At 64.2% G+C, this 24,014-nt stretch carries 26 protein-coding genes and 1 pseudogene; 9 read left to right on the forward strand and 18 right to left on the reverse strand.

Translation table 11 applies throughout. The features are described 5' to 3' along the window. Positions 1–60: 60 nt before the first annotated feature. The 4 genes from JZ792_RS05470 to JZ792_RS05485 form a co-directional block, all read right to left on the reverse strand. Complete coding sequence (locus tag JZ792_RS05470; protein ID WP_216907481.1) at positions 61–648, reverse strand: TetR/AcrR family transcriptional regulator; 588 nt, start codon at positions 646–648, stop codon at positions 61–63. A 216-nt stretch (positions 649–864) separates the two neighbouring features. After that, entirely contained in the window at positions 865–1,872 is a 1,008-nt protein-coding gene (locus tag JZ792_RS05475) for an NADP-dependent oxidoreductase (protein WP_216907483.1), read from the reverse strand. A gap of 109 nt (positions 1,873–1,981) precedes the next feature. Then, positions 1,982–2,452 (reverse strand): tautomerase family protein, encoded by a 471-nt coding sequence (locus JZ792_RS05480; protein ID WP_216907485.1) that lies wholly within the window; start codon positions 2,450–2,452, stop codon positions 1,982–1,984. Positions 2,453–3,060: 608 nt separating this feature from the next. Then, positions 3,061–3,957 carry an alpha/beta fold hydrolase gene (locus JZ792_RS05485; protein WP_216907487.1) on the reverse strand — a complete coding sequence of 299 codons (897 nt, stop codon included), beginning with the start codon at positions 3,955–3,957 and terminating at the stop codon, positions 3,061–3,063. Positions 3,958–4,055: 98 nt separating this feature from the next. Here JZ792_RS05485 and JZ792_RS05490 point away from each other — a divergent pair, with 98 nt between their 5' ends. Then, positions 4,056–4,658 (forward strand): TetR/AcrR family transcriptional regulator, encoded by a 603-nt coding sequence (locus tag JZ792_RS05490; protein WP_216907489.1) that lies wholly within the window; start codon positions 4,056–4,058, stop codon positions 4,656–4,658. Between the two features lie 503 nt (positions 4,659–5,161). On the opposite strand, the gene JZ792_RS42900 is transcribed toward JZ792_RS05490, so the two are convergent. From JZ792_RS42900 to acs, 5 genes are all read right to left on the reverse strand, one after another. Continuing rightward, complete coding sequence (locus JZ792_RS42900; RefSeq protein ID WP_216907491.1) at positions 5,162–5,386, reverse strand: SDR family oxidoreductase; 225 nt, start codon at positions 5,384–5,386, stop codon at positions 5,162–5,164. Between the two features lie 55 nt (positions 5,387–5,441). Continuing rightward, complete coding sequence (locus JZ792_RS05500; protein WP_216907493.1) at positions 5,442–5,846, reverse strand: hypothetical protein; 405 nt, start codon at positions 5,844–5,846, stop codon at positions 5,442–5,444. A gap of 76 nt (positions 5,847–5,922) precedes the next feature. Next, positions 5,923–6,807 (reverse strand): RNA polymerase sigma-70 factor, encoded by an 885-nt coding sequence (locus JZ792_RS05505; RefSeq protein ID WP_216907495.1) that lies wholly within the window; start codon positions 6,805–6,807, stop codon positions 5,923–5,925. Then, positions 6,804–7,898 (reverse strand): NAD(P)/FAD-dependent oxidoreductase, encoded by a 1,095-nt coding sequence (locus tag JZ792_RS05510; protein WP_216907497.1) that lies wholly within the window; start codon positions 7,896–7,898, stop codon positions 6,804–6,806. Before JZ792_RS05510 ends, JZ792_RS05505 begins: the two co-directional genes overlap by 4 nt. Positions 7,899–8,285: 387 nt before the next feature. Beyond that, complete coding sequence (gene acs, locus JZ792_RS05515) at positions 8,286–10,217, reverse strand: acetate--CoA ligase (RefSeq protein WP_216907499.1); 1,932 nt, start codon at positions 10,215–10,217, stop codon at positions 8,286–8,288. 130 nt (positions 10,218–10,347) lie between these two features. Here acs and JZ792_RS05520 point away from each other — a divergent pair, with 130 nt between their 5' ends. Beyond that, positions 10,348–11,160: a LuxR C-terminal-related transcriptional regulator gene (locus tag JZ792_RS05520; protein WP_216907501.1), complete on the forward strand. Its 813-nt coding sequence runs from the start codon at positions 10,348–10,350 to the stop codon at positions 11,158–11,160. Between the two features lie 371 nt (positions 11,161–11,531). On the opposite strand, the gene JZ792_RS41840 is transcribed toward JZ792_RS05520, so the two are convergent. The 4 genes from JZ792_RS41840 to JZ792_RS05540 form a co-directional block, all read right to left on the reverse strand. Further along, entirely contained in the window at positions 11,532–11,732 is a 201-nt protein-coding gene (locus JZ792_RS41840) for a hypothetical protein (protein ID WP_254189348.1), read from the reverse strand. A gap of 243 nt (positions 11,733–11,975) precedes the next feature. Further along, a complete protein-coding gene (locus JZ792_RS05530; RefSeq protein WP_216907503.1) occupies positions 11,976–12,911 on the reverse strand; it encodes an NAD-dependent epimerase/dehydratase family protein in 936 nt (311 codons plus the stop codon). Next, on the reverse strand, positions 12,908–13,537 hold the full coding sequence (locus JZ792_RS05535) for a MerR family transcriptional regulator (RefSeq protein ID WP_216907505.1): 630 nt from the start codon (positions 13,535–13,537) through the stop codon (positions 12,908–12,910). The genes JZ792_RS05530 and JZ792_RS05535 overlap by 4 nt, the downstream gene beginning before the upstream one ends. 60 nt (positions 13,538–13,597) lie before the next feature. Next, positions 13,598–14,350 carry a carboxymuconolactone decarboxylase family protein gene (locus tag JZ792_RS05540; protein ID WP_216907507.1) on the reverse strand — a complete coding sequence of 251 codons (753 nt, stop codon included), beginning with the start codon at positions 14,348–14,350 and terminating at the stop codon, positions 13,598–13,600. 121 nt (positions 14,351–14,471) lie between these two features. On the opposite strand from JZ792_RS05540, the gene JZ792_RS05545 reads away from it, so the two are divergent. From JZ792_RS05545 to JZ792_RS42595, 7 genes and pseudogenes are all read left to right on the forward strand, one after another. After that, complete coding sequence (locus JZ792_RS05545; RefSeq protein ID WP_216907509.1) at positions 14,472–15,023, forward strand: TetR/AcrR family transcriptional regulator; 552 nt, start codon at positions 14,472–14,474, stop codon at positions 15,021–15,023. Between the two features lie 11 nt (positions 15,024–15,034). After that, positions 15,035–15,304 carry a hypothetical protein gene (locus JZ792_RS05550; RefSeq protein WP_216907511.1) on the forward strand — a complete coding sequence of 90 codons (270 nt, stop codon included), beginning with the start codon at positions 15,035–15,037 and terminating at the stop codon, positions 15,302–15,304. Between the two features lie 489 nt (positions 15,305–15,793). Beyond that, positions 15,794–16,222 (forward strand): annotated as a pseudogene (locus JZ792_RS05555) (CoA transferase); the annotation flags it as partial. Positions 16,223–16,371: 149 nt separating this feature from the next. After that, the gene (locus JZ792_RS05560; protein ID WP_216907513.1) at positions 16,372–17,214 is read left to right on the forward strand and encodes a glycoside hydrolase family 3 C-terminal domain-containing protein; all 843 of its coding nucleotides are present in this window, start codon (positions 16,372–16,374) and stop codon (positions 17,212–17,214) included. Beyond that, positions 17,121–17,339 (forward strand): hypothetical protein, encoded by a 219-nt coding sequence (locus JZ792_RS43175; protein WP_216907515.1) that lies wholly within the window; start codon positions 17,121–17,123, stop codon positions 17,337–17,339. Before JZ792_RS05560 ends, JZ792_RS43175 begins: the two co-directional genes overlap by 94 nt. A gap of 13 nt (positions 17,340–17,352) precedes the next feature. Continuing rightward, positions 17,353–18,336 carry an SDR family NAD(P)-dependent oxidoreductase gene (locus tag JZ792_RS05570; RefSeq protein ID WP_216907517.1) on the forward strand — a complete coding sequence of 328 codons (984 nt, stop codon included), beginning with the start codon at positions 17,353–17,355 and terminating at the stop codon, positions 18,334–18,336. Positions 18,337–18,486: 150 nt separating this feature from the next. Beyond that, complete coding sequence (locus JZ792_RS42595; protein WP_256461365.1) at positions 18,487–18,618, forward strand: hypothetical protein; 132 nt, start codon at positions 18,487–18,489, stop codon at positions 18,616–18,618. Positions 18,619–19,269: 651 nt separating this feature from the next. Here the strand turns inward: JZ792_RS42595 and JZ792_RS05575 are convergent. From JZ792_RS05575 to JZ792_RS05595, 5 genes are all read right to left on the reverse strand, one after another. Further along, positions 19,270–19,779, reverse strand: a complete 510-nt coding sequence (locus JZ792_RS05575; protein WP_216907519.1) for a carboxymuconolactone decarboxylase family protein — start codon at positions 19,777–19,779, stop codon at positions 19,270–19,272. A gap of 17 nt (positions 19,780–19,796) precedes the next feature. Next, positions 19,797–20,333: a VOC family protein gene (locus JZ792_RS05580; RefSeq protein WP_216907521.1), complete on the reverse strand. Its 537-nt coding sequence runs from the start codon at positions 20,331–20,333 to the stop codon at positions 19,797–19,799. Between the two features lie 102 nt (positions 20,334–20,435). Further along, the gene (locus JZ792_RS05585; protein WP_216907523.1) at positions 20,436–21,230 is read right to left on the reverse strand and encodes an MBL fold metallo-hydrolase; all 795 of its coding nucleotides are present in this window, start codon (positions 21,228–21,230) and stop codon (positions 20,436–20,438) included. Next, positions 21,227–22,804 (reverse strand): zinc-binding dehydrogenase, encoded by a 1,578-nt coding sequence (locus tag JZ792_RS05590; RefSeq protein ID WP_216907525.1) that lies wholly within the window; start codon positions 22,802–22,804, stop codon positions 21,227–21,229. Before JZ792_RS05590 ends, JZ792_RS05585 begins: the two co-directional genes overlap by 4 nt. An 89-nt stretch (positions 22,805–22,893) precedes the next feature. Next, positions 22,894–23,991, reverse strand: coding sequence for an MBL fold metallo-hydrolase (locus JZ792_RS05595; RefSeq protein ID WP_254189349.1), 1,098 nt, complete (start codon positions 23,989–23,991; stop codon positions 22,894–22,896). Between the last annotated feature and the right edge of the window lie 23 nt (positions 23,992–24,014).

Below are 24,014 nucleotides of genomic sequence, written 5' to 3' on the forward strand. Positions count from 1 at the left end.
CGCAGGCGTCGGGTCTGCGGCGGTGGCCGTATTCGCCACCGCGACAATGATCATGAACTGTCAGCCGACATCGCTCGGACCGGCCTCCACTGACAGGACCATTCTCCGCGTCGCATCGAGCATCCCACCGGCGAGCGCAGGGTTCCGAAGCGACCTGGCGACCGCGACTGTTCCGGCAATCGTGCAGATGATGGAGGCCGCCCGCGCGCGCCTTCCTTGGCTGGGGCCTTCGAGCATCGCTGCCACCCAATCGGCGTATTTCTCGAAACCGGTGCCGAAGGCTTCCTGTGCGACAGGTGAGCGGGACGCGTCCGCGGCCAACGCCGCGACCGGACAACCTGCGCCGGGGTCGGCGAGGTGCTGTTGGGAGAGATATACCTCCAGGAACGCCTCGAGCCCGCTCGAATCGGTTGTCCTCATCAACTGTTCGAGCCTCGCCTTGCCTGCCAGGAAGCTACGCACGACCGCTTCGGAGACCAGCGCGTCACGCGACTGGAAATGCTTGTAGAACCCGCCGTGCGTCAGTCCGGCTTCGGCCATGATATCCGCTATGCTGACGGCTTCGAAACCGCCTTCACGGAACCGCCGGGCTGCTATAACCACGATACGTTCATGGCTGGCCGCCTTTTCAGCACTGGAATGTCCCACTCGCGGTGCCTCTCGTCGTTCGATTCAGCCCACGACACTACCTGGAAACCAACAGTGGGCAAAGACGTCGGTCGGGAGAGGCGATTTCGCCGATGAAGTACAGACCGTTGGACGATGATATGGCAACACAACCGCGCTTCGGAGGATCTGAAAGGTGCCGGACCAGCCAACCGCGTTGCGCGCTCCATATTTCCGGCCATACACGGGCAATCACCCTCATGGACCAAGTCTGACGAGTTGCTTGCCGAAGTTCTCGCCATTGAGAACCCCGATGAAGGCGGACGGCGCGCTCTCGATGCCTTCGGCAATCGTCTCCTTATACTTCACCTTTCCCGCAACAAGCCATGAGCTGAGGTCCGCTAGTGCAGACGGCCACAGATCGAGCTGGTCCGAGACGATAAAACCTTGCATACGTACCCGATTCGAGAGAATGGCTTGCAGGTTATCGAGACCGTGTTGTCGAACTTCATTGTATTGAGATACGAGACCGCGCAAGGGTATGCATGCAAACGGATTGAGTAGCTGCACTACCGTTTCCAGAACCTTTCCTCCAACATTGTCGAAGTATATGTCTACGCCATGCGATGCCGAAGCTGCCAGATCTGAAGCAAAAGCCTCGGAGCGATGATCGACACATGCGTCGAATCCTAATTCATCCACCACATATGCGCATTTCTCCGCCCCCCCGGCAATGCCGATTGTGCGAGCGCCCTTGATCTTCGCGATCTGCCCCGCCGCTGATCCGACCGCACCCGAGGCGGCGGAAATCACGACGGTCTTGCCCGGCAGCGGGTCGGCGATCCGAGTCATTCCGATCCATGCCGCGACACCGGGCATACCAGCGGCTCCGAGATAGGCCGTCATCGGAAGATCACGGCTGTCTATCTTCGTCAGACCACGACCACGAGTGGCCACCGCGTAGAGTTGCCAGCCCAGGAATCCGGTGACCATGTCCCCGGGGATGAACCGGTCGTTGTTCGAATCGATGACCTCGCCGACTGTCGCTCCGATCATCGTTTCGCCGATCATCACCGGCTGCGCATACGAGGGGGAGTCATCCATTCTTCCTCGCATATACGGGTCGAGTGACAGATAGTGATTGCGAATGAGGACATCACCCGCCCCAACGTCGGGAACCGGCGACTCGACGATACGAAAATCGCTTTCCCTGACCCGCCCCCGAGGGCGACGTGCCAAAGTGATCGCGGTATTGGTCACAGCCATGGATACTCAATTCTCGGGGCTTGGAATATGCCGGTCGTGTCGCTTCACTTCGCGGCTGGGCTTCGGTCGGTGACATTTATAACGAAGCCCAGCCGTCGGACGGAATCTTCTATGCGATCTGAGGCAGCGCTGCTACGCCGGACCTGGCGTAGGAGTGGATCTCGAAAAGATGACGGATCGACCCGCCAGCACCCCAATTGCCGTCGGGTATGTCGTTCACGATCACCCACGGAGCCCACCGCGCACCGGTTTCCGGTGGCAGTTGAAGCACTTCACGAAACGCGTCGTGAACAGACCTGGCGATATCGTCCTTCTTGCCCTTGGCGTGCAGTCCCCCACTGGGTACAGAGACGACCGTCAAAAAACGCCCACCTTCTGGAACGTAGGAATCATCGAACTTCCCTCCGACGGCCCAACTGTCGGGTTCGACCTCATGGAATAGGACCCAAGCGATCGATCGCGATGCCTCGTTGTCCACGCCTTCGATTCTCAGCAATTCACTCGTGAGTTTCTCGGTCAACTCGGTGCGCTGCTGCGCAGTGAGCGCCCCTTTGAGCATGGTCACATCGATCATCGGCATTGGCATCTCCTTGTTGTTTCAATTCTCGACTGCGACATCAGGATGTCACTCATCATCCTGATCGTCAACAGTTGCTTTGCGCCAGCTGCCCGACCGAGAAAAACCCTGCTACGCAAACGCGTCCAGCCTGGGCAGTGAAGGTACGGTCTACGAGGTCATGTCTCCCGATCGAGCTTCCGGTTTCCCTCCGTGAGGCTTTCGGGTCGGGCATCATATTCGCTGTGGCGGCGCCTGTCCGCGATCGGCATCAGGTTCCGACGGACAACCAGCGGCAACTGCTTAACCTGCTGTTGCCGAAATACGTTGGCCGCGTGGGCTGTAACGTCTCCAATAACCGCCTGGTCGTGGCGGGGATGTTGTTCCGGTTGCGGACCGGGATGCCGTGACGGGACCTGCTCGAGGTGTTCGGTCCGTGACAGACGGTAGCCAGGTGGAGTTGCCACCGCGACACCTGATTCAGGGCGAATCCACTGACCGAACTGGTGCGGGAGAATACTGGGGTGAGCGCAGACGACAACTTGGAGAACGCTCTCGACCTGCGGGGACCACGCATCCGGTCGACGATTTCTTGTTCACCTATCTTGAAAGTGGAGAAGAAGTCCGCGTGCTCAGATACCGGTGATGAACTCCTTGAGAGCTGCGGCAGTGATGTCGGGTTGCTCGAAATGTGGGAGATGTCCGACGCCTTCGAGGAGGCGGACATCGGCATGAGAGAACACGTCGGTGACCAGATCGCGGTTCGGCACCGGAGTGATCTGATCTTTGGTGCCCCAGAGGATCTGCAGCGGAATACCGCAGGTGTCGAGGTCTCGGTACAGGTACTCGGTGTCGTGGATCGGCACGTTGCGCAGCGCTGACCGCAGTGCCCGTTTGAACCCTCGGTATCGAAGCTCGGGCCGGAATCGTGCTGTCAGCTGGGCGATTACGCGATCATCGTCGGAGTATCCCGGGATCCGTGCGATCAGCGCGCGATTGCCGATGATCGAGAAGAACGGTCGGCCGATCAGGGGCAGCATGGCGATCTTCGGTCCGAGACCGATCGGCACCCCGAACCCGTCCGGGGCGATCATGCACACCCGCGCGACCGATTGCGGGTTGCGCAGGGCGAATTGGGCGGCGATGGGTCCGCCGAAGGCCAACGCGACGATCGTGATCGGGCGATCCACGCCGAGCCGGTCGAGCAGTTCCAGGATCTGGGCCTCGAACAATTCGTAGTTGTAGTCCGTATCCGGCCGATCGCTATATCCCATGCCGTAGCGGTCGTATCGGATCACCCGGGCCGATGCCGCGATTCGCTCGTACAAGCCGTCCCAAATCCACTGCGACAGCGTAGCTCCCGCAATGAACAGGACTGGTTCGCCCTCGACTGGACCGGCGAGTTCGTAGTGGGTGATGCCGTGACGCAGACCGACGAACGATCCGGGCGCGTCCCGCCGTGCTATCGGCCCCATCGGCATCGGCTCGTCGCGAAGATACCTCACCAGTGTCCCCTTGCCCAGTGCCATCCTGGCGGCTCCCTTGCTCGAAAATTCCTTGCACAGTCGTTCAATAAATGGTGCCGCTAAACTAGCACGACTGTTCAAACATCGGAAGGATGGGGAGAATGGCACGGCCGGTGGACCATGAACGACGGGCCCGTCTCCTCGAAGCCGCGGGCGACTACGTCATCGAGAACGGCTTGTCGGACCTCTCGTTACGACCGCTGGCCCGCGAACTCGGAGTCACCACCACGACCCTGGTGCATCACTTCGGCAGCCGAGACCAACTCCTCACCGCCATAATCGGCCAGGTCCGCGATCGGATGCGTCAAGCCGTCGACCTACAGGGCGCCACCGACATCCACCCCCACGCCCTGATGTCCCGAGCGTGGCGGTGGATGTCGGACCCCGGGCACGCACCCCTGTATCGACTGCTGTTCGAGATCTACGGCAACGCTCTACAGCAGCCGCAGAAATTTCAACCCTTCCTCGCACACATCGTCGAGGACTGGCTGCGTATCCTGACCGAAACCTTCGAAGCCGCGGGCGACGACCACGACACTGCGGCAACCAAAGCCACCCTGGCGATCGCCGTCGCTCGTGGTCTACTGCTCGATTTGCTCACCACCGGCGACACCGACCGCATCACGACAGCATTCGAAACCTTCATGACCGCCTTCAGTCGGTGCGACCACGGGGTCGCCACCGGACTGCCCCAACAGGGTTAGCGCAGTGGGCGGAAGAACTCGCGCATATCGCTGATCAGCAGTCCAGGTGCCTCCATCGCCGAGAAAGCCCACCGCGGTCGAACTCGGTCCAGCACGAGGCCGGTCTGTGGCTCGGCGGTGCCGCGAGTTGTGCTGTCGCCGGGGAAGACCGTGATGCCGGTCGGTAAACCGAAACTGGGAAGCTCCGCGCGCAGCGATCGACACGGCATCGGCGCGAGCAAACGAGGGGCGATGACAGCACCGAGCCCGGTCCATCTTGAGGCAAGTCCGGATCGAAGCTCCCCACACTGGCAGATCGCCTCGGCGGTAGCCCTTTCGGCGGCCACACCAATGACACCGAAGCGTGCGCCCGCTGGTCCGTCGTGCTCTACTCCCCGCGACGCGCGGAACACTGGCGAAGTAGCGTATCGCGTGGCACACCACTGGATTCACGGTTCTGGTGCCAGAACCCATTTTCGTGTCACCTTTCAGCGGACTGTCCGATGGTCGTTGCCGCACTCGAGTCATGTGTGGCACTGCGGTATCCCGGCTGTGAGCCCGCCGTCGACAACAATCTCCGCTCCGGTCACATAGCTCGCGTGGGGCGAGGCGAGGGAGGCAACCACCTCGGCGATCTCTTCGTGCTGCATCGTGGGTGCCACGGCCCTACAACCGAGGAACGGCCCCGTCAAGTTGACGGTTGGTACCTTCTCCCAGTGCTTTCGAGACGACGATGTATCCATCGTCATGGAGCGTTCGAGCGATCGATGGCACCTGTTGTCCCTTCCGCGCTTTGGAGCGCACCTATCGGGTCGCCGCGTCCAGACCGTTGCCGGTCGATGCGCGACGCCTACTCGCAACGAGCCATACTATGGCCGCCACCAACGCGGTCGGTGTGAAGCAGAACGGCAGAAACGACAGCGGCGGCTCCGGCAGCGTGGCTGTCGCCGTCGAACCGGTGACGTCGTGCACGATCAGCGTCGCCGCGCCCCACAATGTTCCCGCGAGGAAGCCCCGCAGCAACGCGCCCCCCAGTGTGCGGTGCTGACTACCCGCAGGAATTCCGCCTACCACCGAAACGAGGGTGGCGGCGATATAGGCCCACAGGTTCACCCCCAGCAGGATTCCGGTCAGAGCGCCGGTGAGGACCGCTCCCCCTACCGACTCCCACACACGGCGGGAAGGTGACATCTCGTCGAAGTAGGCCATGGTGGCGGTCTCACCCCCTTCCTTTCTTACGCTTCGCTACATTCGTGAAGCGACGGTTCAAGCCATCGCAGCTCGGCTACACCTCGAGGGCCGTCAATTTCTCGGGATTGCGGACGCAGTAGACCGCTGTGATGAGGTTGGCGCGGACTTCGATGGAGATCACTTGGTCGAGCACCCCGTCGATCGACAACACCACCGACGGCATCCCGTTGTAGGTGCAGTTCCGCAGGCTGAGCTCGCCCATTCGGGCACCCTTGGCCAGCCAACCGACCACCAGCCGGGCCACCTTGTCGGGACCGACAACAGGGCGTAGCCCCGCGTTCACGACTCCACCGCCATCGGCGAGGAACACCACCTCGGGCGCCAGTACGTCCATCAGTCCCTGGATATCGCCGGTGGTGGCGGCGATCGAGAACCGTTGGGCGGCCGACTGCGCTTCGATGGGGGTCGCGACCGCGGGGTGTGCGCGGTCGCGCCGCGTGCGCACGTGGTTGCGGGCGCGCTGGTTGAGCTGGCGCACGGCTTGCGCGGATTTGCCGACCGCGGTGGCGATCTCGGGGTAGTCGAAGTCGAATACCTCGCGCAGTACGAACACCGCACGCTGGTGCGGTGTCAGTGTCTCCAGAATCAGGAGCATCGCGGTCGTTACGGCCTCGCCGGTGAGTACATGGTCACCACCCTCCGGTCCGGTCGCCAGTGGTTCGGGCAGCCAAGGTCCCGGGTACTCCTCCCGTCGACGAGCAGCGGCGCGCAATACACCCAGCGCCTGGCGGGTGACGATCTGCGCGAGATACGCCCGCGGATTCGCCACCATCGCGGCATCGACTGCGCGCCAACGAAGGTAGCTGTCCTGCAATACGTCTTCGGCGTCGGAAACCGAACCCAAGATCTCGTAGGCGATCGAGAACAGTAACGGCCGGTGCCGTGTGAACTCGGTATCGGGATGCGGCTTCTCGGTCACTTCGGGCCGGACAGCCAGGCGTAGTTTGCGGTGCGTGAGCTGTATTTCGCGTAGCGCGACATGCGCTCCTTCGCGACAGCCGCGGTGCGCCCGGCGATGTAGAGCCGCCGTGCCGTGTCGTCCCGACGAGTGGGTTGCACTACCCCGTCGCTCCGCCCCAGGCTCAGGAATTGGGCGGCGTACCCCATGGAAAACGGCTGCGCTTCGAGGCCGTTGACGATCCGCGCCAAGGTGTCGGCGGCGTGCGCGCCTTGCGGAATAGCCGCCTCGCAGCTCGGGCGCGCACCCGGAACCGCCGCACAGTCACCGATGACGAAGACGCGCGGGTCGTTCACGCTTCGAAGGTACTCGTCCACGACCGCGCGGCCTTCGGGGTTCACCTCCAGTCCGCTGCGCGCGGCCAGGTCCGGAACGTCCGCCACGATCGCCCACAGGGTGAGGTCGGAGGCGAACTCCGCCCCCGACCGCAGGCGCACGACACCGCCGAACCGGCCTGGACCAGTGCACACCTCCACGACCACTTCCTCGACGACCTCGACCCGCAAACGCTCCAGCCCGACGCGTACCCGCTGCCGCGCCCTTGGGGAGAGGGTCGTCGCGATCGACGCGCCCACCAGTCGGACGCGCAGATCGGGTCGGGCCTCGGCGATTTCGGAGGCGGTTTCGACGCCGGTCGATCCGCCGCCGACTACCGTGACAGTGCTCCCGTCGGTGAGTGCGGCCAGTGCCGAACATGCCAGCTCCGCTCCCTCCCACGTCCCCACCGCGACGGCGCCGGGCAGTGGTACGACCGTGCTGCCCACAGCGAGGAACAGGTAGTCGAAGGTGTCACTCCCGCCGTCGTCGAGTGTGATACCGCCGTCACCGATCTTGTCGACGGTGCCGAGTTGCGCGGTGATCCCACCGCGCAGCATCGAGGTGAGCGGAGTCGAGGCCGCACCTGTCGCGGCGACCCGCTCGTGCAAGCGCACTCGCTCGACGAAGTCCGACCGCGGGTTGATCACCGTGATCTCGGCATCGCGTGCCTGCCCCACCAGCCGGTTCGCCGCGATGGTCCCCGCATAGCCGGCACCTACCACCACAACCTTCATGTCTGCCTCCTGCTGTGAAATCGAATCGCACATGGGATGCCGGCCGCCGACCACTTGTGACGCGACGGCGCAGTGAGCCGTATCACGGCTGAACATCACCGCGTGCTCGCCCATCCATCGAATTCCGACCAGCGTCATGCACGGATTTCTTGCCTATGGTGCTGCAACGACCCGGGCCCCCCGTAGGGCGCTCCGACGGCAATACAACGTGAAAGCCTTCAAGAAGGGTCTATCCGGTGAACGGCTCTGGGGGCTGCTGTGTGGACCGGTGACAAGTACCGCCCCTCGGCGGCATCTTCTGACCGAGTCCGCACTACCACTCGAGGCGCCCGGATCACCCTGCGGTCGAGAGAGCGCTCAGCAGTTTGGACCGACGGCCCGTGCGGACTACCGACTCTCGCGCAGGGTGTCGAAGACTTTTGGGTCGACCAGGGTCGAGGTGTCGCCGAGTTCGCGGCCTTCGGCGATGTCGCGCAACAGGCGTCGCATGATCTTGCCGGACCGGGTCTTGGGCAATTCGGGGACGATGGTGATCTGGCGTGGTTTGGCGATCGGCGAGATCTCGGTGGACACCTGAGCTTTCAGTTCCGCGATCAGAGTGTCACCGGTGTTGTCGGCACCTTCACGCAGGATGACGAACGCGACGATGCCCTGTCCGGTGGTTTCGTCGGCGGCTCCCACCACAGCCGCTTCGGCCACCGCGTGGTGGGCGACCAACGCGGATTCGACCTCGGAGGTCGAGATGCGGTGCCCGGAGACGTTCATGACGTCATCGACCCGGCCCAAGACCCACAGGGCGCCGTCTTCGTCGTATTTGGCGCCGTCACCGGCGAAGTACCAGCCCTGCTCGGCGTAGCGGGACCAGTAGGTGTCGATGTAGCGCTGCATATCGCCCCAGATCCCACGCAGCATCGACGGCCACGGCTGATCGAGCACCAGGTAACCACTACCACCAGCCCCCAGCGGGCGGGCTCGGTCGTCGACGATCTTGGCCGAGATACCCGGCAGTGGCGCCATCGCCGACCCGGGTTTGGTCGCGGTGATCCCTGGTAGAGGCGAGATCATGATGGCACCGGTCTCGGTCTGCCACCAGGTGTCCACGATCGGCGCACTGCCGGCCCCGATGACGTCACGGAACCAGCGCCAGGCCTCGGGGTTGATCGGCTCACCGACCGAACCGAGCAGACGGATCGAAGACAGATCGTGAGCGTCGGGAATATCGCGTCCCCACTTCATGAACGTCCGCACCAGAGTCGGCGCGGTGTAATAGATGGATACGCCATACTTTTCGATGATCTCGAAATGCCTGTGTTCGTTCGGTGAATTCGGTGTGCCCTCGTAGACCACCTGCGTTACACCGTTGCTCAGCGGCCCGTAGACGATGTAGGAGTGGCCGGTCACCCAACCGATATCGGCGGTGCACCAGTACACGTCGACGCCAGCCTTGTGATCGAACACGTTGTGATGGGTGTAGGACGCCTGGGTGAGGTAACCACCCGAGGTGTGGATGATGCCCTTCGGTTTGCCGGTCGTGCCGGAGGTGTAGAGGATGAACAGCGGATGCTCGGCGTCGAACGCCTGCGCGGTGTGCTCGTCAGACGCCTTCTCGACGGTCTCGTGCCACCACAAGTCACGCCCCTCTGTGAAGTCGACGGCGATTCCGGTCCGCGCGACCACCAGCACGTTCCGCACCGACTCGGCGCCCTCGACAGCCTCGTCGACGGCCGACTTGAGCGGCGCGGCCTGTCCGCGGCGCCACTGTCCGTCGACGGTGACGACGAGTTTCGCCTGGGCATCATCGATCCGCGAACGCAGCGCGGTAGCCGAGAACCCCGCGAAGACGACCGAATGTGTCAGTCCGAGGCGTGCGCACGCAAGCATCGTCACGATCGCTTCGGGAATCATCGGCATGTAGATCGCGACCCGGTCACCGGCCACGAGACCCAGGTCGGTAAAAGTGTTCGCCGCCCGCGACACCTCCGCGAGCAGGTCGCGGTAGGTCAGCGACCGCGTATCACCCGGCTCGCCCTCGAAATGGATCGCTACCCGATCACCGTTGCCTGCTTCGACATGCCGATCGACGCAGTTGTAGGCAACGTTCAAACTGCCTCCGACGAACCATTTCGCCACGGGCGCGTCCGACCAGTCGAGAACCTGTGTCCACGAAGTCACCCAGTCCAGACGCTCGGCCTGTGCGCTCCAGAACGCGAGCCTGTCCGCCTCCGCGGCGGCTCGCAGTTCGGGGCCCGCGTTGGCCGCGGCGGTGAACTCCGGGCTCGGCGGGTAGGACACGGGCTCGCTCGACTGCGGACGACTCATCGAATCTCTCATTCAGGCGCAGGTGACAGAAGGCCGTGTGCCAGGCGACACTGGCCTGACAACGATGACCCAGGACACATACTCGGATACGACCCACGATCGCACCAGCCCCGAAAGGCGGTAGTCACCTTTGACGCTCGACACCGATCCATATACCGCCCAGACACTCGTGCGGCGGGCCGTCGTCAGGCTCCGGGCCACTACAGCAGCACCCCTGACCTTCGGCGGTATCCGAACAGGCGACCGCATACCGATCACCTCGGTCGCGGGAACCCGCTCACCCGATCTGCACACACTCACCATCCGTGAAGGCCGAGGCCTCGGCGGGCAAACCTGGATACGCCAGACCCCACAATTCGTCGACGACTACGGCACCGCGCGCACGATCACCCACGACTACGACAGGCAGATCCTCGCCGAAGGCATCGGCGCTCTGGCCGTCGCACCCGTGATAGTCGACGACAGGTTGGCAGGATTGATCTACGTCGGCACACGCGAGCCACGACCGCTATCGCAGAAATTGCTGTCGGCGCTGTTCCGCGAAGGGATACGGACATCGACCGAACTGGCCGTCCACACCCGAAAAAGCCCTACATCCACCAGTTGCGCCAGCGTCGACTCGGTCGAACTCGCCAGACTTCGACGTTTCTACGCCGAGATCCGGCAGCTCGTCTCGACCTCGCCGGACACCTCGGTCGGACCACAGATCCGGGAACTCCTCGACAGTGCCTTCACACCGGACTCGATCATCACCCTTACGCCACGACAACTCGACGTACTAGCCCTGGCCGCGCTCGGCCAGCGCAACGCGGCGATCGCCGACCGTCTCGGCCTGTCCCCCGCGACCGTCAAGAGCTACCTACGCGCCGCCATGGCCCGACTCGATGCCCACAGTCGTCACGAAGCGGTCGGACGAGCCCGAGAACTCGGCCTGATCGGCTGAGGACCGGGGCTGTACCGAATCTCGCGCAGCCCGGTCCTCGGAGCCGAACACAATGCTCCAGCGGTTCGGGTCAATACAGGTTTGCGGAGCCGCAGCGGCGTCAACACCGGAATCCACTTCACCGCGCTCCGCGCGTAACACCGTTGGTGGAGCGAGCGCATCAGTTTCCTCTCTCGGCGAAGGCCACGATTGACACGACTTATGATCAACCACCATGTCACACTCGCTCAGCAACACCGCCTGAACCTGCCGCCACCCGTATGTTCCGCGAGATCGCAAGTGAATCCTTGCGATCTCGTCGGCCACAATCGTTCGCCGCAGGAACCGAAGCGATACCGCTGGTGTGCGCAGGCGGTCAAAGGTGGCGCGGTTCAATCCCGCGATACGGCACGCCCGCTCGTGCCGAATGCCCACTCGCGATCAGCCATTCGACGATCGCATATTTCCGTTGGGGAGACCACCGCCTGCTCGTCGAACAATTCACACGCATCCCGGGTGAGCTTCAACTCGGCCTCCAGTTGAACGATCCGTCGATGCTCAGAGGCCAATTCGTCGGCCTCAACGCTCAGCACGCCTTCGCGGACTCCCGCATCGACTAGGGCCTGAGCCTTCCACTCGAACAGTGTCGCCGCGCGAACATTCCTGTCTCAGAAACAATCTCGGCAACAGGCTCCCCAGTACACAGTCGCGCACACACCTGCCTGCACAAAGACCGCGGATACGATTTCGGCACCACGACCTTCCTGACAGTCGTTTGCCTCAACTCTCATAAGAGTGACTCCTCCCCAAGGGCCAGATCACCCGGACCGAACAGGTCAGGTCGGGATCTGGTTCCTCGCGAAGGCGAGGGACACCGCGATCCCCTCCTCGGCAGGAGTCGACACCACCGAGAAAGACGTTTCGAAAGCGTGGGAGTCGAACACATAGGGCGCGGTGTACTGATAGCCCATCTCGAGTGTTTCCCGGGCACCGGAGTTGAACAGCGCTCCGATCCGCATCGTCGTGCAGGACATGATCTTGACACTGGCGTCGGACCCGGCGGCGAGTTCGATGTATTGACGGCCGGTCAGTGGCGCGGCCGTGGGCAAGTGCCAGATGCTGCCCCGCGCGGCCGGATCGGCGCCGAGGATTGTCAAAGCGTTTCCGATGTCGGGCGTATAGGTGAGAGAGTGGGGCTTGTCCGCGTCGTAGAGCCAGGTTCCGTCCTTGCCTACCGCGATCTTGTCGAGGGCGAAGGTGTTGAACACGCTGGTGTTCGCGCCGGGACCGTAGAAGTCCGCGCTTCGGCCTACCGTGTAGACGAGTCCGCGCTCGGAGGCAGCGGTGGCCAGGGTCCGCAACGCGTCGGCGCGAACGCGACCTTTCTTACCGGCGGGGTTTATCGGTGTCCGCTCGGTCATCGAACCCTCTACCCGACCGTAGGCGTACACGTTGTCGAAGTAGACGAGGTGGGTATCGTGGGTGAGCGCGGCTTCGATCGCATTGGCCACGATGACCGGCCACTGCTCCGCCCAGATGCGGGCGGAGTACGGCAGCCCCGCGGTCAGGTAGGCAGTACGCGCTCCAGCGACCGCACGCGAAACATCCTCGGCGACAAGGAGGTCCGCGGTTATCGACCGAGATCCCTCGACGGTGGAGGGGCGCCGTCCTACCGAGGCGACATTCTCACCGCGACTCAGCAGAGCGCGCAGGGTTTCTCTTCCGATGACCCCGTTGCCGCCGAGGACGACGTGGGTGGGCCTGGTGGTCATGTTCGGTCTCGTTTCGTGTCGGCGGGAAACAGATCGTGCGTGGCGCCTTGCTGAGCGAGGCGGCGCAGACCGGCGAAGAGCGGATCGCCGAGGACGGAACCTACGACCATGAGTTCAGCAATCCGGTCCGGCGTTTGCCGCGTGGTCAGCGCACGCAGGTCCGCGACGGCCGCGGCCGATGCGGCGGTCGCGTAGGCGGTGAGATAGGCGTCGGGAGCGTCGAACCCGATCGCGCGGAGCCCGTCCAGAGCGCGTGCCGCGGCATTGATTCCGGGGTTGTCGGCGCTGATGGCCCAGCCCTGTGAATGGGCGATCTGCGTTACGCGGTCTCGTGATTCAGCGCTGGGAGTGGACTCGCTGGTCCGTGGAGTGCTCATCGCGTGCTGCGCGACCGCGAACGTCTCCGCAAGAGAAGTGCCTCCCGCATCCAACGTCTCGATCACGGCCTTTGTCGCCGCGATCGACAACCCGCCGGTCTCCAACAGCGCACGGATCAGGCGAACTCGCTGGACATGAGCCTCGCTGTATTCGGCCTGATTGGGGGCCGATCGGTCCCCCTCCGGTACCAATCTTTCCCGTTGGTAGTACTTCACCGCAGAGAGAGGGACCCCGGCCTGCCTCGCCAATTCGGATACTCGCACTATTGGATAGTAACACTATCCAATAGTGCGGTATGCCTGCGTCGCTCACTCGGCCCGATAGGTCACCAGCGCGACGCCTGGAGCCGAGACGATCTGGATATCCGCGTCGTCGGCGACCCGGATGTGCAGGAAGCCGCCCTCGATCGAGATCCGCGCGTCCTGCACGGTGCGTGCGGGCTGTCCCTCGCGATCGAACAGCGTGTAGCCCTCGGCCAGTTCGACGCGGGCGGCATCGCGCCATGCCTGGTTCATCTTCGATCCTTCCGTCGGGGCCGCGGCCGGGAAATCCAGTTCCGGCGCGGCGATGTGGTTGAAGTAGTTCGACAGCACGTTCAGGGCGATATGACCGGTGATATCGCCGATCTCGGCGTCGGAGACGCCCGCGGCGCGGGCGGCGGCGAGTGCGGCGTCATCGATCCGACCTCGGGTTCGCAGGATGTCGCGTGCCAGGCGCAGGACCGCGTCGGTGTGTGGATCATCGGAGCGGGCGTCGCGGGTATCGGAGATCTCACGCTCGTCGAACCCCATTCGACCGGCGCGCATGGTGTGCGCGGCGACGCAGTAGTCGCAGCCGTTCTCGGCGGCGATCAGCAGGGCGAGTTGTTCGCGCAGTCGCGCGCCGAGTACGCCCCCGGCGAGCGCGTGGCGCAGTTCGAGGTAGCCGCGCAGTGCGGCGGGGCTGTTGGCCAGGGCGGCATAGAGATTCGGGACTCGCCCGAGTTGGCGCTTCAACTCGGTGAGTAGCGCGTTCTGTTCGTCGTCGGCGATTTCGGTAGTGATCAGGGGCAGTCGGGACATGTGCGCTCCGAGTTCGACTCCAAACGGTACCAATCGGTGCCGAATTAAGACGGTACTGATCGGTGCCATCTCCGTCAAGCAGAACGGTACCGATTGGTGCCGTTCTGCTAGTGTCGTGCTCATGGCAACCCGGGCCAGGCAGCGTCTGCTCACCACCGCCGAAGATCTCTTCTACGCCGAAGGGATCCACGCCGTCGGTGTCGACCGACTGCTCCAGGAATCGGGGGTCGGCCGCGCCTCCTTCTACCGGCATTTCGACGGGAAGGACGCGCTGGTCGTCGCGGTTCTCGAGGACCGGGACCGCAGGTGGTTGGCGTGGCTACGGGAATCGGTCGATGCCGGAGCGCGCTCGCCCGCCGAACGCCCGCTCGCGGTATTCGACGCACTCGCGCAACGTTTCGCGCGCAACGATTTCCGTGGCTGCGCCTTCATCAACACCATGATCGAGATGGCCGATCCGGATTCCCCCGCACATCGGGTCGCCGACGTGCACAAGCGGCGCGTCATCGACTACCTGGCGGACCTGCTCGCGGACGCGGGCCGCCCAGACGCCGCCGAATTGGCCTCGGACTTCGCGCTACTGGTCGACGGGGCGATCGTAACAGCGGTGCGCGAGTCGAGTCCGGCCGCCGCCGAGCGCGCACGGGCCATCGCCGCGCGGCTACTGGGTTGAGCGGTGCACCGATGAATGAGGCCGCAGCCAGATCCTGTGCGGCGACTTCAACCTCGACCGACTCGGCAACCCACTCTTCGGCTTTCGTCTCCACCGGACTGTTCCCACCCGCCGAACTCGACACCGTCGACCGCACCATCTTCGGCGACAACAACAACCACAACTTCTACGACCAGATCGCCTGGTTCTCCACCCCCGACAACCACAGCCTGCTCACCGACCTCACCTACACCCACCACGCCGGACACTTCGGCTTCCTCCCCACTGTTACCGAGCTATAGGGCAGGGCGAGGCCGTTGCGGACGGCGTCGATGTCGCGGCGCAGCTTCCGGGCGAAAGAGGCTGTCGCGGTCAGCGAGTCGTTGGTGACGATATCGATCCAAGAGTCCAGCTGCCGGCCTTGGAGTCGGGTCATCATGACCGCGAAGTCGAACTGGTCGTTGTCGACACATTCGCCGGTCTGCCGCTTGTAATGGTGGGTCCCCAAGGCCGGAGGTCCCGACAGTTGGCACTCCGACGTGCAGAAACTCGCCTGACCTGTCGAGAGTTCTCGACAGTAGCGCGACAAGGTGGTGGCGGGCGTCGGCCGGCTCGGGTGACACCGCGCCACATGAGTTCGATCGCCCGCGGACCGACTGTGAATATGTGTTCATTCTACTGCCTGTCTTGTGTGATCAATCGAATGAAGTTACGGTGAAAGTGATTCAGAACTCAACCTGGTCATTATCGTGCCGTTGTCAGTAGGGAGTTCGCGGATGCCGTCTAGGCCGATGAGCGGGGTGCGGGTGGTCGAGGTTGCCCAGTTCACGTATGTACCTGTGTCGGGCGCGGTGCTCGCCGATTGGGGAGCTGATGTGATCGAGGTGGAACACGCGGTGCGTGGTGATGCCCAGCGTGGTCTCCGAAATCTCGGTGGTATGGAGGCCGACGGTGGGTTCGCGCCGATCATGGAGCATCCCAACCGCAGTAAACGTGGTATCGGTTTGGCGTTGGAGAAGCCGGAAGCTCTCGAGATTCTCTACGACATCGTGCGGACGTGTGATGTCTTCGTGACCAATTTCTTGCCCGACGCGCGTCGGAAACTCGGGAGAGACGAGGATATTCGGGCGATCAATCCCGATATCATCTATGTCCGGGGAACTGCTCTGGGGGCGCGTGGACCCGATGCGGACAAGGGCGGCTACGACTCACCGAGCTTCCCGTCTTGTTGAACTCCGGCCACTGTCGGGTCGACGCTCTCGGAGTGGCCGGCACATCCGATCGGCGGCCCGATCCTGCGGTCTCGTCTATCACCCTCACCGGCGGCCCCGTGGTCTGCGCATGGCCGAGGAGCGAGTCTCAACCTGGGGTGAAGACCACGTTGTTTCCGATATCGGCCAAGGACGCTCGGCCGACTTTCGGTATCGTGGACGAGCAGGGCGAGATCGACCAGACCGTGGCGCGCTCTGCTATCCCGGACGGCATCAGCTCGTTCTTCCTATTCCGGCACCCGACCGTCGCGGGTGAGGTGGCGACGATGAACGCGATTCAGTCTCGGGTGATCGAGGATATTCCTCTCGGCATCCCGGTGCTGTTCGACTGCGAAGGTTCGCACGGCCCCTCGCTGGCCGGCGCGATGACGTTCCCACAGTCGATCGGGCTGGGCAACCGTCGGAATTGGGATTTGATCGGCCGGGTTTTCGGCGTCATTCGGAAGGAGCTTCGCGTAGCGGGTTTCTCGGTGGCGCTCGCGCCGGTGCTCGATCTGGCGGAGTCGGTCTCTGAGATCCTCGAGAGCTGGTACGAAGGGCACGAGACCGGTAATGCGATCATGGGCATCCTGTTCGGCGACGTCAATCCGTCCGGGCGGCGGCCTGTCACGATCGCGCGCAACGCCGGGCAGCTTCGGATCTTCTACAACCGCAACCCGCGGCGCGTCCGGGCTACGTGTTCGATGACAACTCGCCGCTACCCGTTGGGCTTCGGCCTGGGTTACACGGACTTCGGCTACGGCGACCCGGAGTTCGACCGCACCGAGATCAGCCGCGACGGCACGGTCACCCTGTCGGTGACGATCGCGAATACCAGAGCGCGGACAAGAAGGTCGTTGCGCTGTACGTGCATCCCGAGGTCAGCAGTGTCGTACACCCGGTTCTTCGACTCGTCGGTTTCGAACACATCGAACTCGAGGCCTGCAAGAGCGCGATCGTGACCTTCCCGGACTCCGGCCGGGACTTCCCGCAGGGGTGGGAAGGCGATTACCGCGGCGAAGCCCTCGCGTACATCCCCTCGAGGTCACCGAGGACGCCAGAACACTGCTCGGAGACGGACCGGTGACCTTACCGTCCCGGTGCGCAGCCTCACGACACCCCGAGTCACAACCCACGGGCCGGCTTACGCCGACCCCAACCGAGAGGAAACACCCATGAGTGATCGACTGAAAGGCCGGACTGCGCTGGTGACCGGTAGCGGCAACGGCATCGGAAAGGAACTCGCCATCCGACTCGCCGCCGAAGGGGCGAACGTGGTCGTGAACGATCTGGGCACGAGCGTCGGCGGCGAGGGGCGCAGCTCCGAGGCCGCTGACGGCACCGTCGCCGCGATCGTCGAGGCGGGAGGAGTCGCCGTACCGAGCTACGATTCGATCGCCGAGCCCGAGGGAGCCGCCAACGCCGTCCGGGTAGCCGTCGACAACTTCGGTGCCTGCGACATCGTCGTGGCCAACGCCGGTGCCCTTGTCGCCGGTGCGATGGCCGGGCTTCAGGCTGACGACGAGTCGTGGCAGAAGCTGCTCAACCTGTATATCGGGCAGAAGTTCTGGCTGGCTCGTGCGGCTGTGCCGGGGATGGTCGAGCGCGGTTGGGGACGAATGTTGTTCGCCACGTCGGAGATCGCGCGTGGAACTCAGGCCAACCCGCTGGGCGCTATCGCGATGAACGGCGGGATCGGTCTGTGTCACGACCTCGCGCATCAGTACAGCGGCACCGGACTGACCTTCAATTGCTATGCCCCCGCAGCAGGCACCCGCACGTTCGACCTCTACAAAGATCAAATGGACGAGGCTCTCCGCGCACAGGGCGTGCCGGAGGACCAGTTCGGACAGTTCTACCTGCCCCCGGCGGACCTGATCGCACCGATGCTCACCTGGCTGTGCACGGATGCTGCCGCCGATGTCACCGGACAGGTATTCGCGGTCAAGGGATCGGAAGTCACACGCTGGACCGACGTGACGGACGGTCCGGTCATCCTCAAAGACAACGACCTGCGCAGCCTCTGGACGCTGGACGAACTCGACCGGGCCGTGCCGGATGGATTGTTCTCGCCCGAGGTCTGATCATTCGGCGACCGGGAGCCGGGGACGCGGCCGCTCCCGGTCGCTGTCCGAGCGATACGTCAGAGATGCAGCCCGAAAATCCGGTCTATGACGGGTGCGAATCGTATGTGACGATAGCCCCGCCTCGAGGTGGCCTATTCGCATGCACAAATGCTGAGAAGTGCGCGCGACGAGCCAGACTGCCCCAATCTGCTCGCTCGCGTCGATGGCGCACGATGGTATCTCGACGGCGCCTGTCTCGATCTGTGCGTCTCCACGCTGCGCTACTGGGGTCTGCGCTGACTGTCGGTCGATTTCGACTGTTCCGATCCGAAGCTGTTGTCGCAGTTCTACAGCCGGCCTGCCCCGCATCGGATCTCATCTGGATGCGCTCACAGAACACGCTGTCGATCTCGCCGGAGAGGGCTGTTCCGATCAGTGCGTGGGTGCGGAAGTGCCTTCCGTTCTTGTCCATGGCGCCGGAGTTCGCACGCAGCTGGTTGGTGACGTTGGTCCGACCAGTCAGCGATCTCGGCAGCTCGCGGAGGAGTTGGCGGCGCGCTGCTGCCGACCTCGGGTGGGCCGGTGCTGATGGCGCAGAAGGGCACCGAACGCCCAGCTGCCCGACAGGCGTGGGCGTCGCCCCCGGATCAAGACCTTCGCGACAAGGCCGACGCTGATTGGTGCTCATGGTCTTGCGGTGGTGACGGCTCCGGTGATTGCGCGGGCGAGGGTGTCGGGGGCTGGCGGCAAGTCGTGGGGAGCCGCAGCGGCACGGGGTTCAGCGACATCGTCACCACCGCGATGGCAGCCGCACCCACCGACAGCCCCTACCACACGCTTGCCACAGGTAGGCCGTCAGCTCGGGTATTCGGGCAAGGTGTTGGGCTGTGGCCCCGGCCTATTCCCGATGAGGTGCCGGCAATCAGGACCGCGGTAGTGGCCACTGCGCGGTCATGCTTCGCCGTCGGTGGTGATGTCGAAAGCGTTGAGGAAGTTGCAGACCAGTTGGTAGAAGCCGACGGTGAGCACGAAGTCGGCGAGCTCGGTGACGGTGAACAGTTCCAGGGCTTCGGTGCGGGTCGTTTCGCCGAGGGTGTGGTCGTTGAGCAGCTCGTCGGTCCAGCGCAATACGGCGGCCTCGTCGGCGCTGATGCCCTCACCCGATCCCGTCGCGGCCGCGGCGATCGCTTCTTCGCTGAGTCCGATCGCGCGGGCGAATCGTTCGTGATGGTGCAGTTCGTAGGCGGCTTCATAGACGTGGCCCACGCGCAGGATCGCCAGTTCGCGTAGTGCGAAGGGCACCGAGTTGGTTTGCAGCATGGCATCGGCCATGCTCAGAAAGCTCACGCCCATGCCGTGGGAGTGGGCGACCATGCGGTAGATGTTGGCGGTGTGTGTGGCCAGTGCCTGCCGCAGTTGTTCGGGCAGCGTGGCGGGGTCGGGGTAGGCGATCGTAGTCATGGTTTGTCCTTCGGTACTCACTGCAGTTTGTCGATGTCGCCGCGGATGGGTTCGCTGCCGTCCCAGGTGGCGGCGACCTCGCGGATGTAGCGGAAGAACAGGCCCTTTGGCCCACTGATGTCGGAGATCTCGATGATGTGGCCGAAGGTCTTCTCGGTGTCGAGGTAGGCGAAACGGCCCTGCTCGCCCCCGATCGAGCCTTCGTGGCCGACCTCGTAGCCCGATTCCAGGGCCTTGTCGTAGAGACCTTGGAAGTCTTCGCTCCAGTAGGCGATGTGCTGCAGGCCTTCGCGACCGGAGTCCAGGAATTCCCGGTACAGCGACGGGGCGTCGTTGCGGGGCTGGATCAGTTCGATCTGCACGTCGCCGGAATTGGCGAGGGCGACACTCATTTTCATCGGCGACGGTGTGCCGCGGTGGGTGAAGTAGTCGGTTTCGACGTCGTGGACGTAGAACCACGGGCCGACGCCGTGGGCGATCCACCGCTGCATTTCAGCGTTGATATCGCGGACGACGTAGCCCATTTGGGCGATGCTGCCGAAGATCCGGCTCATGGAATCGGTACTTTCTGTGCGTGTTTCGGGCGCGCCATCCTGGCGCGGTCTGCTCTGCAGGACTGCGCTGTCGGGCGTGGCTGGGTTGGTCCGTCGGGCCGGTTAGGTGCGGCCGAGTGCGCGGTCGAGCAGGTGGGGGTCGTGGGCGTTGACCAGCAGCAGGTCCGGCTCGGCGGTATTCCACAGCTCGGTGAGCCGTCGATGGTTGGCCTTGACCTGTTTCCAGTCGTAGGCGGTGACTCGTTCCATCGCGGTGATCGCACGCGGGGCCGAATTGCTGCCGTCGAGCTGGCCGTGGTGATAGAAGGAGTCACCCACGTGCAGCAGCCAGCGATCACCGGCGTCGACCGCCACGGCGGCGTGACCGCGACTGTGGCCGGGTAGATTGATCAACACGATGCCCGAGGCGATATCGGTGAGTTCTTCGGCACCGGCGAAACCGCGCCAGGACTCACCGGCGACTGCGGTGTGTTCGACCAGGGTTGGGTTGTGCGAGCGTTGGGCTGCGACGTAGCGCTCCCGCTCCATGAAGGTGCGGGGATGCTGCGCGGCGAAGGACTCCGCGCTGGTGAGATGCACCTGAGCCCAGGGGAAGTCGGCCAAACCCCCGGCGTGATCGGCATCGAGATGGGTCAGCACGATATGGCGCACATCGTGCGGGTCGAATCCGAGGCGCCGGATCTGCATGATCGCGGCTTCGGAAGGGTCGAAGACGGGCCGGACATAGTGGCGGCCCGGTCCGAACCGCTCGGCAGGAGAGAGCGAGTCGTGCAGCCCCAGCCCGGAATCCACGAGGACCAAACCTCCGGGGGTTTCTACCAGCAGTACGTGGCAGACCAGCCCTGCGGGGGTGAAGTGCGGGTGCATGGTGCCGCAGTTGAGGTGATGGACTCTCATCCGCCCAGTGCCGCTTTCATCTCGTCCATGACGGCCGGGTCGCCGCTGAGCAGAGCGGGGTCGATCACCTGGATGGGGTTGGTGCCGTCCCAGTTGGCGGCGGCGAGTTCGATGAAGTCGAACACGAATTTCTTGGTGCCGCCGAAGTCGGAGATCTCGACGACGGTGCCGGGGTGGTGTTCGGTCTCGAGGTAGGCGAATCGGCCTGTAGCGCCGCCGATCTCGCCTTCCTGCCCGACAGTGAACCCGGGGTCGTAGAGATCCTGGTAGTTCTCGTTCCAGCAGGCGAAGTGCTGCGTGCCCTCATGGCCGGCGTCGAGGAAGTCCTTGTACATCGAGGGTTCGTCGTTGACCGGGCTGATGAGCTCGATCTGGATGTCGCCGCTGTTGGCGACCGCGACATCCATGACCATTCCCGACGGTTCGCCACGGTAGGTGAAGTTCCCCGGCTGCAGGCCCTTGAGGTAGAACCAGGGCCCGATTCCACTGTCGACAAAGCCGCGCATGGAAGCTTCGATATCGCGCACGACATAGCCGATCTGGCGGATCGTGCCGAACATATCGGCCGGTTGTGCCGGGGCGGGCGCCGACCCGGGATGGGTGGCGGCGAAGGACAACACGATCTTGCCGAGCGCATCGTGGCCGCGCAGCCGTTCGGCGGCTTCGTCGGCGTTTTCCGGGATGAACACGGTGTCCAGCCACGACCGGACCTTGCCTGCGGCGACCGCGGTGAGCGCATGGGAGGTCAGCGCGGCCACGACCTCGGCGAGTTCGGCGCGGGTGCGGATACTGAAGGTGGTTCCGAGCAGCCGCTGGCGTCGGAAGGCGATGGTGTCGAGGTTCAGACTCGTTGCCGCGCCAGCGAGGCGGCCGATGCTGACGATCGTGCCGCCGATGGCGGTGGCGGCGGGCAGGGCGACGAACAGGTCGCCGCCCACGTGGTCGAGGGTGATGTCCACGCCGGTGCCGCCGGTTGCAGCGGAGACGAGTTCGGCGAGGTCCTCGGTGGTGGTATTCACCGTGACGTCGGCACCAGCGGCGGTCAGAGCGTCGCGCTCTTCCTCGCTGGTAGTGGTCGCGATGACCGTCGCCGCTCCCAGGGCTTTGGCGAGCTGGATTCCGACGAGCCCGATCGAGGAAGTGCCGCCGACGATCAGCACGCTGTTGCCGACGGTGAAACCCGCCTGGGTCACCAGCGCGTCGTGTTCGGTGATCAACCCGACGGGCAACGTTGCTGCCTGCTCGAAGCTCAGACCGTCCGGAATGGGCACGAGCAACCGCGGATCACACAGGGCGTAGTCGGCGAACGCTGCGACGGTGATGCCCATAACGCGCGTCCCGGCACGCAGATGCGGAGCCAGCGGGCTCGAAGTCTCCACGATGCCGGCGACCTCCATCCCGGCGGTGAATTCCCCGGACTGCTGGGACTTGGCGGTATAGCTGCCGTCGAGGGCATACAGGTCGGCGCGGTCTATTCCGGCGGCCATGACCTGGATGCGGATCGCTCCGAGATGGCTCGGGGAGTCGATGTCGCGCAGCTGCCAAGTCTTGCCGCCGCCGATGAGTGCGCGCATGCGCGGGGTTCCTTTCACAGCATTGGGAAATGTCGTCCGGCCCGCGCGGCGGGCGGCCGGTGGGCTACCGACTCGGCCGACTCGGGTCTTCAGTGGGCGATGGCGCCGTGGGTGAAGGTCGGTGAGGTGCCGGGGTTGGTCCAGGCCGTGGTCAGCTCGCTCGAGGGGAAGAACTGTAGGAAGCGGGAGTCCTTTTGGCTTCGGTCGGCCAGCGTCTTCTCCAGCACGATCGAGTTGTACTGGTCGACGGTGGTTTCGATCGTGTTGGCGTTGAGCACGAGTTCTTGGCCCCACTCCTTGGCCCAGCGGGCCAGCCCGGGCATCCGCGAGTGTTCAGGGGTCAGGCATTCGGTGGCGATGACGTTTTCGCTGCTGACCCACACGCCGGTGGAGGTGTTGAGCACCAGGCTCTGGTTACCGAAGACGTGGCCGGGGGTCTTGACCACCGCGACACCGGGACCTAGCACAACCGACCCGTTGATCGGCAGGAACGCATCGGGAGGCACGTCACGGTAGGCATCGGGCTGGTACCACGGTCGCTGCGTCGGGTGCAGCTCGGCCATCGCGGCGAGTTCGTCGCGCTGCACGATGACCTTGGCCCGGGGAAACACCGCCCGCGGACGTTCACCGAGATCGGCCTGGTGGGTGGTGGTGCCGACCCAGCGACGCAGATCCTGAGTGTGCAGGTGATCGAACATCAGGTAGTCGACCTCGGCGGGAGTGATCCCCAATCGCGCCAGGTGACCTTGCACGGTTCCATGTTCGGTGACCATCAGGTTCGACACCACCGCGGGCGTGCGCCCGGCGAGCTTGTCGAAATACGGGGTGTAGCGGCCGAGCTCGACGTCGCTGGGTTCGAACAGCAGCACCCGCGGGGTGCCATCGCTTTCACGCCAGCGGATCACCAGCATCCGGTTGGTGATCGCCAGGAACGGCGCGATCGCCCGCGACGCACGAAACAGCCCGAACCGCGTCGGATATGGCAGCGTCACCAGGTCACAGGTGACGACGCTGTCGGGTGTGCCCGTTTCGATGAACTCCTTGCGGAACTCGCCGGCCTGCGTGCGGATGGTGGCCAGGCGCGCTCCCGGCCCGCCGTCGATCAGAGACTGGTCGCCGAGGGTGTCGACCGGTGAGCCGATGCTCGCCAGGCCCAGCACGTCACCTTGTTGCCAGGGCATTTGCATCGGTTTCACCTCGAATCAGTAAT

Source organism: Nocardia noduli (assembly GCF_019038455.1).
GTDB lineage: Bacteria > Actinomycetota > Actinomycetes > Mycobacteriales > Mycobacteriaceae > Nocardia > Nocardia noduli.